This window comes from Cyanobium sp. Tous-M-B4 (assembly GCF_024345395.1).
GTDB lineage: Bacteria > Cyanobacteriota > Cyanobacteriia > PCC-6307 > Cyanobiaceae > Cyanobium_A.
Window position 1 is genome coordinate 24,896 of sequence record NZ_JAGQBA010000010.1, and the last position, 10,360, is coordinate 35,255.

The 10,360-nt window shown below is 60.8% G+C and carries 9 protein-coding genes; 6 read left to right on the top strand and 3 right to left on the bottom strand.

The features are described 5' to 3' along the window. The first annotated feature begins 28 nt into the window (after positions 1–28). The gene (locus KBY73_RS14900; protein WP_254937847.1) at positions 29–955 is read left to right on the top strand and encodes a vitamin K epoxide reductase family protein; all 927 of its coding nucleotides are present in this window, start codon (positions 29–31) and stop codon (positions 953–955) included. On the opposite strand, the gene nadB is transcribed toward KBY73_RS14900, so the two are convergent. From nadB to KBY73_RS14915, 3 genes are all read right to left on the bottom strand, one after another. Further along, positions 934–2,589, bottom strand: a complete 1,656-nt coding sequence (gene nadB, locus KBY73_RS14905) for an L-aspartate oxidase (protein WP_254937848.1) — start codon at positions 2,587–2,589, stop codon at positions 934–936. The two genes, KBY73_RS14900 and nadB, sit on opposite strands and share 22 nt — an antisense overlap. Positions 2,590–2,675: 86 nt before the next feature. Next, positions 2,676–3,053, bottom strand: coding sequence for a photosystem II complex extrinsic protein PsbU (gene psbU / locus KBY73_RS14910; protein ID WP_254937849.1), 378 nt, complete (start codon positions 3,051–3,053; stop codon positions 2,676–2,678). A 111-nt stretch (positions 3,054–3,164) separates the two neighbouring features. Next, a complete protein-coding gene (locus KBY73_RS14915) occupies positions 3,165–3,830 on the bottom strand; it encodes a DUF3120 domain-containing protein (RefSeq protein ID WP_254937850.1) in 666 nt (221 codons plus the stop codon). 165 nt (positions 3,831–3,995) lie between these two features. On the opposite strand from KBY73_RS14915, the gene KBY73_RS14920 reads away from it, so the two are divergent. From KBY73_RS14920 to KBY73_RS14940, 5 genes are all read left to right on the top strand, one after another. Further along, positions 3,996–4,859: an undecaprenyl-diphosphate phosphatase gene (locus tag KBY73_RS14920; RefSeq protein ID WP_254937851.1), complete on the top strand. Its 864-nt coding sequence runs from the start codon at positions 3,996–3,998 to the stop codon at positions 4,857–4,859. 22 nt (positions 4,860–4,881) lie between these two features. Then, entirely contained in the window at positions 4,882–6,285 is a 1,404-nt protein-coding gene (locus KBY73_RS14925) for a TIGR03279 family radical SAM protein (protein WP_254937852.1), read from the top strand. A 150-nt stretch (positions 6,286–6,435) separates the two neighbouring features. Then, complete coding sequence (locus KBY73_RS14930; protein ID WP_254937853.1) at positions 6,436–8,004, top strand: TolC family protein; 1,569 nt, start codon at positions 6,436–6,438, stop codon at positions 8,002–8,004. Positions 8,005–8,131: 127 nt separating this feature from the next. After that, the gene (locus KBY73_RS14935) at positions 8,132–9,427 is read left to right on the top strand and encodes an MFS transporter (protein WP_254937854.1); all 1,296 of its coding nucleotides are present in this window, start codon (positions 8,132–8,134) and stop codon (positions 9,425–9,427) included. Continuing rightward, positions 9,424–10,233 carry an inositol monophosphatase family protein gene (locus KBY73_RS14940; RefSeq protein ID WP_254937855.1) on the top strand — a complete coding sequence of 270 codons (810 nt, stop codon included), beginning with the start codon at positions 9,424–9,426 and terminating at the stop codon, positions 10,231–10,233. The genes KBY73_RS14935 and KBY73_RS14940 overlap by 4 nt, the downstream gene beginning before the upstream one ends. The last annotated feature ends 127 nt before the right edge of the window (positions 10,234–10,360 follow it).

Consider the following 10,360-nt stretch of genomic DNA (forward strand, 5'->3'; position numbering starts at 1 on the left):
ACAATCAGGCCAGCCTGGGCTACGACCCGTGACCTCAACCCGCCTCAGCCAGCGCCTTAGCTCCAGCCGGCGCCGTAGTGATCCGGCCCGCCGCTGGGCTCGGGTGGCCATGGCTGTATTGGCCACCATCGGCGCCATCGATACCGGCGCCATCACCCTGAAGCGTTGGGGTCTGCTGGGTCCGCTGAGTTGCCCTGGCGGAGCAGAGGGCTGCGACAAGGTGCTGAACAGCGCCTGGGGCAGCGTCTTTGGCCAGCCCCTGTCTTTGTTTGGCTGGCTGGCCTACGGGGCGGTGTTGCTCCTAGCTGTGCTGCCGCTGGTGCTGCGCGGCGATTCGAGAGCGGCCCTTGCCCAGCGCAGTTGGTGGGCCCTATTGCTGCTGAGCACGGGCATGGCTGTTTTCAGCCTGTTGTTGATGGGGTTGATGGTTCTGAAGATTCAGGCCTTCTGTTTCTTCTGCGTGCTCTCAGCGACTCTCAGCCTGAGCTTGTTAGTGATCAGCCTCGTGGGTGGTGAGTGGGAAGACCGCGGCCAGCTGGTGTTCCGGGCCGTGATCGTGGCCTTATTGGTAGGCATGGTGGGCCTGGGTTGGGCGGCTTCTGTGGATCGCCCCGCCGCGGTGCGGGGGGCTGGGGTCCCTCCCTTAGTTGTGGCCACCAGTAGTCCAGAAGCAATTGCCCTGGCCGAGCATCTGAGTAGCACCGGCGCGGTGATGTACACGGCCTATTGGTGCCCGCATTGCCATGAGCAGAAGGAGCTGTTCGGCAAGGAAGCCAGCGCCAAGTTGGGCCTGGTTGAGTGCGCTGCCGATGGCCAAAACAGCCAGAAGCCACTGTGCGACACCAAGGCAATTGAGGGCTTCCCCACCTGGGAGATCAACGGCAAGCTCGATTCTGGGGTTAAGTCCCTAGCTGATCTCGCCCGGCTATCCGGTTACGCCGGCCCAGTGCCCTGAACAGCGGCGGTGCTTGGGGATCGGTGCCGCTGTTGATCGGTGTGGCGCTGCCAAAAGGGCTGGGCATAGGGCGAATCGGTGCGGTGGTGTCCCCCCCGGCTCTCGTTGCGGAACAGGGCCGCTTCGATTAGCAGCTCGGTCAGCACCAGCCGTTGCTGCAGTTCCTGCAGCCGCCGCAGTGCGGGCAACGCCTCTGGCTCGAATTGGATGCTCTGGCCAGGCTCCACGACTTGTAGCTGCCGCCAGGCTTGGCTGGCTTCGAGCTGCCGGCGCTGGCCACGCAGTTTCACTAGGGCAGGACCCAGGGAGTGGCCATTGCGCTCTACACCCGCCACCTGCCAGCAAAGATCCCGCAGGGCGCTGATCTGGGCCTCCAGGCTCTCTTTGGGGGGCAAGGGCAGCTGGGTTGTGGTGGCTAGCTCCCCTGGGTCGGCCGCGGTTGGCCTGGCCGGCGCCAGCTCGATTGTGCGTAGCTGGCGGGCAAACACCAGGCACTCCATCAGGGAGTTGCTGGCTAGCCGGTTGGCCCCGTGCACGCCCGTGCAGGCCACTTCGCCTACCGCGTACAGGCCAGGCACGCTGGTGGCGGCTTGTAGATCGGTCCAAATGCCGCCCATCCAGTAGTGGGCGGCCGGGGCCACGGGGATCGGCTCCCGGGTGGGTTCCAGCCCGAGTTCACGGCAACGCCCCAGGATCGTGGGGAACTGGCGCTCCAGGCGCGGCAGTCCCACGGGCCGCAGGTCCAGCCACAGATGGTCTACGTCTAGGGCCTGCATCCGTCTAGCCAGGGCGCGACTCACCGCATCCCTTGGGGCGAGATCTGCCCCCGGCAGCTGGGCCACCGGGCTGGCTCCCGACTCTTCCATTAGGCGGGCGCCTTCGCCGCGCACCGCCTCCGAGATCAGGAAGTGGGGTGCACCCGGCAGCATGAGGGCTGTGGGATGAAACTGCACAAACTCCAGATCGCGCACTTTTGCGCCGGCTTGCCAGGCCATCACTACCCCGTCGCCGCTCGCCAGGCTGGGGTTGGTGGTGTGGGCGAAAAGGTGGCCTCCACCACCAGTTGCTAGCACCACCGCCCTGGCGGCAAGCCAGTGGAGGCGGTTCTCCTCGAGCACGGCCAGGCCCACACAGCGGCCCTGCTCCAACCAGAGTTGCCAGGCCACAACGCCCTTGCGCTGTTCGAGCCGGGGCCGGAGCAGAACCTCCCGTTCCAGGGCTTCCACCAGGGCGCCGCCGGTGCGGTCCTGGGCATGCAGCACCCTCCGGTGGCTGTGGGCGGCTTCCAGGGTTGTGCTCAGATTTTCGCCGTCGCGGTCGAAGGCCATGCCCAGCTCCAGCAGGCGCCCTACGCAGGCTGGAGCGTCATGCACTAGACGCTCCACGGCCGCCAGATCGCACAGTCCAGCCCCTGCCACCAGGGTGTCGTCGATGTGGCTCTGGAAGCTGTCGTTGGGTCTTGTTACTGCGGCAATACCTCCCTGGGCCCAGCGGCTGGCGGATCGTGGCGTGCTGCTGGGATCAATGTCCTTGCTCAGCAACAGCACCCGCAGATGGCTGGGCAGCTCCAGGCAGGCCATGAGCCCGGCTGCTCCACTGCCAACTACCACCACATCCCAGGACTGCTCTGCCATGGCGGCTGAAGACTTCCGACAAAGGTCGGCACTAAAAAAGCCGCCGGAAGGCCCCGACGGCTTTCAAGAGGATTGAATTTTAAGCCTCAGCGGTACTGGCCATCGTTGATGCGGTCGTCGCCTTCGTTGAGGGCGATGACTGCATCAGTGACGGTGAAGTTGTCCTTGTACTTGTTGAACAGTTCCTTTTGGCGATCGGTCAGATCGAGGTTGAGCACATCGTCAACGCTGGCGTAGGGGCCTCCCAGGACGATTTTGCCGGCCAGGGTCGGATACATGCCGGGGTAATCCTGGAAGCGGCGCACAGAACAGTTGTTTAGATCCACCTTGCCGGCTCGCTCGGCGATTTTGTCGTCGGCTTGGTTGCGACGATCGGCTGCATAAGCCGGGGGTGGAATCAGCAACGTGATCAAGAGGCCGGCCAGCACAACCCCACTAATCAGCCAGGCAACCAGCCGTTTCATCACGACACTCCGTTGAACTACGGGAAGGGAGGCGACATGGGTCACCGGGATTCCAATGTTACAGAGCCATGCCGGAAGCTTTACCTGTAACCCTCGAGGATTTGCAGTTCTTCAGATCAGGCCGCTGAGGCTCGGTGCCCCAAGAGAGGCCAGCAGGAAAAGGGCATCTACCGCCAAGGTTGTGGCCAAGGCAGCGCTTGTTATGCGTCCCACCTCGCCCAAACCCCAGAGCCAGCGGCAGGCTTGAACAAGCAGCGCCGCGCAGAGCACAACCAAAACCAGGCTTTGGGGGGCGAGCACTTGCTGGGCGGCAGCTTGCAGGAGCAGGGGTGCCTCGGTGCTGCCCGCATTGAGGATCAGGGGCCAGGAGGGCATCAGCCCGGTTCCGGCTATGGCCGCATCAGTGGCTGCCGTACCAAGCAGGGACCCTAAGTAAAACCCGCAGGCAACTTTCCAGCGGCTCTGCAGTCCAGTCAGAGCTAGTGGCAGGGCAAAGGCCTCAATGGGAAGGTGCCACACCGGATGGAGCCGGCACCAGCCCCAAAACAGGCTGCCTGCCAACCAGCTGCCGCAGAAACCAACTAGCAACTCCCCGGCTCGACTGGCTCGGGGGTTGGGGTGCCGACTCAAGGCCAGCGCCAGGCCAAGGAGGGGCACAGTGAACAGAGCCGCACTGAAAGGTGCAAGCCGCACCCATGGGGCCTGGAGGAAGACTGGCAGGGTGACCAAAACCCCGCTGATCAGGCTCAGCCCAGGGTTGCGGCACGCCTGCAGCAACGCACGCAGCGAAGGAACGGCCGGAAGGCCTGCCGGGGCTATTGCGCTGGGAGGGGCCCCGACCACCAAAATTGTGAAGAAAGATGCGCAACCTTAAGGGTTCAAGCGGGGAGGCGCGCCATAAGGTCGCTGCAGCTCGTGTTGCCCGCGATGTTGTCCGCTGCCATGCCGAACCTGCCTATTGCGGTGATCGGCTTCTGGGAAGCCTGCTTTCGATCCCTGGTGTTGGGGATTTTGCAGGGGCTAACGGAGTTCTTGCCGATCAGCAGCACCGCCCACCTCAAGGTGGTGCCGGTGTTGCTCGGCTGGGGCGATCCAGGGGTAGCGGTCACGGCGGTGATACAGCTGGGCAGCATCGCGGCGGTGTTGGCTTATTTCCGCTCAGACCTGGCTGAAGTGATCAGGGGCGTGGGCCGGGCCTGCCGTCACGGTCAGTGGGGCGACCCCTCCGCTCGCATGGGTGTCGCCATTGCCTTAGGCACTCTGCCGATTGTTTTTGCCGGTTTGGCTTTGAAACTTTGGGTGCCCGATTACGACAACTCGCCGCTGCGCAGCATGGCCTCGATTGCGGTCGTGTCGATTGTGATGGCCCTGTTGCTGGCTCTGGCTGAGCTGGTGGGTAGTCGTCGCCGCGAGCTGGTTGATGTCCAGCCCCGTGATGGTTTCTGGGTCGGTCTGGCTCAGGCCCTGGCTCTGGTGCCAGGCGTTTCCCGTTCGGGGAGCACCCTCACTGCCGCTTTGTTTGACAGCTGGCAGCGCCCGGCCGCCGCCCGCTTCTCCTTTTTGTTGGGCATTCCGGCAATCACCCTGGCTGGGCTGGTGTCCCTCAAGGAGGCATTCAGTGCTCCAGCTGGTGGTGGCGCCGTGCCTTTGCTTGTGGGAATCGTTGCCGCTGCGGTGGTGTCCTGGTTGGCGATCGCCTGGTTGCTGCGCTTTCTGCAAACGAACAGCACCTGGGTGTTCGTCGCCTATCGCCTGGTCTTCGGGGTAGGCATATTGATTTGGCTTGCCGCCAGGATGGCAGTCTGAATCAATAGCAGCCCCTGACGCCGTGTGGAATGAGCCCTCTGCGGGGATTGCCCTGGCTGCCCTCGATGACGGCTCCCCAGGGACGGTGCGCTTACCGGCCCCTGCCGTAGTCGCCTCGGTGGAGCCTGGTTCGATCGCTGAGGAGTTGGGCTTTCAGCCGGGCGACCGCCTGCTCAGCATCAATGGCAAGCGTCCACGGGATCTGATCGATGTTCAGATGTTGGTGGGAGAGGAAGAGCTCACCTTGGAAGTTGAAGATCCTGACGGATCCCTGCATACGGTTGAGTTGGAGAAGGATCTTGACGAGGGCCTGGGCCTGGGATTCACCGAAGCTTTGTTCGATGGCCTCAAGCAGTGCAACAACGCCTGTCCGTTCTGCTTCATCGACCAGCAGCCACCGGGTCGCCGCAGCAGTCTCTACCTCAAAGATGATGATTACCGGCTCAGTTTTCTTTATGGCTCCTACCTAACACTCACCAACCTCACCGCTGCTGATTGGCAGCGGATCGAGGAACAGCGGCTTTCGCCCTTGTTCGTTTCCGTCCATGCCACCGAGCCTGAGCTGCGCAGCCGTTTGCTAGTCAATCCTCGGGCCGCTCTGCTGCTGGATCAGCTTGGCTGGTTCGCCCAGCGGGATTTGCAGATCCACGCCCAGGTGGTGGTGTGCCCTGGTATCAACGATGGCCCGGCCTTACTGCGCACCTTGCAGGATTTGGCCCAATTTGGCGGTGGCGATTGGCCCGCGGTGCTCTCCGTGGCAGTGGTGCCCGTGGGGCTTACCCGTTTTCGTCCCGACGGGGATGACCTCATACCAGTAGATCGCCAGTCAGCCCGCCAGGTAATCGCCTTGGTGGAGCCCTTGCAGCAGGGCTTTCAGCGAGATCTGGGCAGTCGTTTCGTTTGGTTGTCCGATGAGTGGTATCTCATGGCGGGGCTGCCGCTTCCCCCTCGGGCAGATTACGAAGATCTTCCCCAGCAGGAAAACGGCGTGGGCAGCATTCGCGCCTTTATCGAGGCGCTTGAGCTCGCTACTCGGAAGCTGCCCAAGGCCCTGGCCAGGCCGCGGCGGCTGAGCTGGGTGGTGGGCCAGCTGGTGGCCGAAGCCCTCGAGCCCGTGGTGGCCAGGCTAAATGCGGTTGCAGGGCTTGAGTTGATTTTGCATGGCTTGCCAAGCCCTTACTGGGGGCAGGAGCAGGTAGTTACGGGCCTGTTAACCGGTTCTGATCTGCTTACCGGCTTGGCTGGCTTGGATTTGGGCGAGGCCTTGCTGCTGCCAGCGGTGATGCTGCGCCAGGGCGAACCGGTATTCCTCGACGACCTCAGCCTGGCTCAGGTCGAGGCCCAGCTGCCGGTGCCTGTGCAGCTGCTGCAGGGTGCAGACGACCTTGTGGCCTCATGTTTAGCCAAGTTTCCTTTATCTCCTTAAGATGTGTGGGATTAGGCTGTTTTTGGCGTGCTCAATTTCACTTCCCGCTTAGCTCTGCTTTGCCTGCTAGGGAGTCCTTTGCTGTCCATTGCAGCCAAAGCTCAGGAGAAGCCGGCGCCTGCAGCTTCCCAGGCGGATTTGACTTTGCCCATGCCTCCACCGCTGGCGCCTGAAGCGCTTCGCGGCGACTCGACTACCAAGCTGCGGGGTTATCGGCCACGCCTAAACCCAACCCTCGTGACTCCAGCAGCCACCAAGCTGGCTCCAGGGCTTGAGAACTTGCCTGCACCAGCTTCCTTGGCCCTGCCGGTAAAGCCCGAGCAGGTGCGCATTACAGAGTTTCGTCCGCTGGGCTTGGTTGAAGTAGAAAACCTTGCCGAGGTTAATAATCCTGATCTAAAGGCAATCGCTAGTCAGGTGGATCAGGCTCAGAGCAATCTTCGAGCCCAGATTGCCCAGTGGTATCCCAATCTCAACCTGGAGGCAAATTCACTGCCATCCTTCACTACTGGACAGGCAAGGTCTGTTGCTAACAATGGCTTAACTACTAACGCCGCCACTGACCGCTGGGACTTTGGTGCTGCGATCACGGCCCAGTGGTCCTTGATTAATCCCCAGCGGGTGCCAACGATCGCAGCGGCACGCGATCAATTTGAGAAGGCCAAGTTCCAATACGTTATTGCTCTACGGGATCTGCGCTTACAGGCAGCATCTTCATATTTTGATCTCCAGCAGTCGGACGACCAAGTCCGTATTGGTCAGGAGTCAGTGCGGGCTTCTATAGTTAGCCTAAGAGATTCCAAGGCTCGATTTCAGGCTGGTGTGGCGACAAAGCTTGAGGTGCTTGAAGCTGAAACCCAGCTTTCCCGTGATCAGCAGCTCTTGACCAATTCGCTGGCTGCCCAAGCAATCGCTCGCCGCACGTTGGCAGCGCTTTTGGATCTACCTCAAAACGTAACCCCAACAGCTAAGGATCCGGCAAGAGTGTTTGGGATTTGGCAGCCCTCCCTGCAGGAGAGCATCATTGCTGCTTACACCTTCCGCGAGGAATTAGACCAGGCATTGCTAGATATTTCTATAGCTAATAGTCAGGCAAACGCAGCCTTGGGCGCAGTGCAGCCCTTCTTGAATATTTTTGCTGGATTCTCAGGCAGCATCTTCAATGGTAATGATCCCATAATTGTTGCAGAGCCAGGAGCTGAAGGTAGCAATTACGACACCACTCTTGGCGTCAACTTGAGCTGGCGCCTCTTTGATGGCGGAGCTGCTGCAGCCCAATCACGCCAAAACAAGCAGCTTGCCCAAGAAAATACTTTTCGCTTCGCCCAGCGCCGAGATGGTATTCGCCAAGAGGTTGAAACAAGTTTCTATGAACTCGAGAAAAATAACCGCAACATTGTGACTACTTCCAGGGAGGTGATTTCTGCTCGTGAATCCCTGCGCCTAGCTCGTCTGCGTTTCCAAGCTGGTGTGACAACCCAGCGAGAGGTGGTGGACAACCAGCGAGATCTCACCCAGGCAGAGGTGCGCTTTTCCAATTCCATCACCGATTACAACAAGCGTCTTGCTGAGCTGCGTCGCCGCACGGGCCTAGATCAAGTGGCTGGTTGCACGCCTCAGTCCCTACCGGCAATCAAACCTGCCGGCGCTTCAGATGTTCCCGTCGAACCCACGCCCCTGATTCCTGCCTGCCAGGCCGCTGCCCAGGGAGCAGTCTGACGCCGTGGTGGCGTCTTCAGTAGATCCACAGCCTTCACTTGGGCTGCCCAACACCTTCAGATTGGGTTTGTTTCAGGGTTGTTTGGGGTGTTTGGCAGTCATCTTTGCTGGTCTGCTCAACAGGGTCATGCTCAGCGAGCTTGAGTTCCCCGGGTTACTGGTTGGTGGGGCGCTGGCATTTGAACAGTTTGTTGCTCCCTCCAGGGTGTTGTTCGGTCAAATTTCAGATGCCCATCCCTGGGCGGGTCGTCACCGGCTTCCATATATATGGCTGGGCACTTCCCTGTTTTGTGGCTTGGCGGTGCTCTCTGTTCCCCTGATATTTCATGTGGGTCGCTTGCTTGAAGCCGCTTCCCAGCCTGAGCTGGGATTGGGAATCGCGGCGCTTTGCGGCCTGTTTGCTCTTTATGGCTTGGCGATTTCCCTCGCTACAACACCCTATCTCGCCCTTGTAATTGATCGCACCAGCGAGGCTGAGCGGCCCCGGGCGGTGGGCCTGATTTGGTGTCTACTCACCGTTGGCATTGTGATCGGGGCAATCTCGATAAATCTGAGCTTGCGCAGTCTTGATGGCATAACCGATCCTGCCCTTTTGGAGCCTGTATTGCTTGGCTTCATGGGCCGGGTAGCCGCAGTGGTGCTTGTGCTCACGGTTGTGGCCACCGTCGGACTTGAACCCAGCAACAAGCAACTTGACTTGGCTGAGGGCGGGCCGCGCCGGGAGGATGCCATCACCCTCGCCCAGGCCTGGGCACTTGTTATCTCAAGCCGTCAGGTCCTGGTTTTTTTCTCCTTTCTTGTGCTGTTCACCCTGGGGTTGTTTCTACAGGACCCCATCCTCGAGAGCTACGCAGCAGACGTGTTCGGCATGCCGATTGCAGCTACGGCATCCCTGAACGCCATCTGGGGTATGGGAACTTTGACGGGCTTGCTGCTGGCGGGCCTGTGGATCGTGCCCAAGTACGGCAAGTTGGCAACCGCACGCCTGGGTTGCCAGCTGATCTTGGTCAGCCTGGTCTTTTTGGCTCTCGCTGGTTTGGCGCCCCGTGTGCCGGTACTGCAGGTCGTCATGCTCCTGTTTGGCTTGGCGGCGGGCATTGGTACCAACAGCGCCCTAGTGCTGATGCTTGATCTCACCTTGCCAGAGGCTGCGGGCACCTTTGTAGGGGTATGGGGTCTGGCCCAGGCCTTATCAAGGGCCTTAGGGAAAGTGCTCGGTGGTGGACTGCTTGATCTAGCCCGTTCTCTACAGCAGGCCTTCGAGCTTGCCCCGTCTGTTTATTTCCCCTATGCGCTGGTTTTAAGCGTGGAGGTGCTGGTTGCTTTTGGTGCCCTGGTGTTGCTGCGGCGCGTCAACCTGCGCCAATTCAGGGAGGATACGGGTCGCAGCCTCAGCAAGGTGCTGGCCCTAGAGCTCGGATGAACCCAGAACCCCCAGTGCTTTCCTCCCCAGATCTCAATCCAGGCCTGGTTGAGCTGATCGATCTTGTGGCTGAACGGCAGCGGGCCGATTTCGGTCACATGGCCTCCGATCTCAAATCAGACGGCAGCCTGATCACGGCCTGTGACCGCTGGAGTGATGCGACCCTGGTTGAAGGATTGGCTCGCTTGTTTCCTGGTGAAGGGGTGCTGAGCGAGGAAGGCAACAAAACAGTCCCTAAGACCTCTGCTTATTGGGTGGTTGATCCCCTGGATGGCACCACGAATTTTGCTGCTGGGATTCCCTACTGGGCCATATCGATAGCGCGTTTTGAGGCTGGTCGTCCCGTGCTTGCCGTGCTGGACGTACCACCACTGCGGCAGCGGATCGTGGCGATTCGCGCTCAGGGCGCCTGGCGCAATGGTCGCCCCCTGCTGGCTCCCTCCGGGCAGAGCCACCCTGCTGGCTGCGCTTCCTTATGTAGCCGTTCGATAGGAGTGCTGCAAAAGCTGCCCAATCAACGCTTCCCTGGAAAAATCCGTTTACTTGGGGTGGCAAGCCTCAATCTTGTCAGTGTGGCGATGGGGCAAACGATCTCAGCCCTCGAGGCCACGCCCAAGATCTGGGATCTGGCTGCAGCGTGGTTGGTGCTCAGCGAGTTGGACTGCCCGATCCGTTGGCTGGTGCGATCACCGGAGTCGATCGATGCTGGTTCCGATCTGTCAGCAGCTGATTTTCCAGTGCTGGCGGCCGATCGGCCGGAAAACCTGGCCCGCTTCATGCCCTGGGCCGATGCGCTGGTGAGCTGATCCTTGCCAACCGGGCAACAGAGGTGATATGTTTTTGGACTGCGCGCAAGGGGGGAAGCCCCGGAAGCGAGCAGGCTTACGACGAAGAAGGCGAGAGCCGACGGTGTTGTAAGTTTTCTGAGTCGCT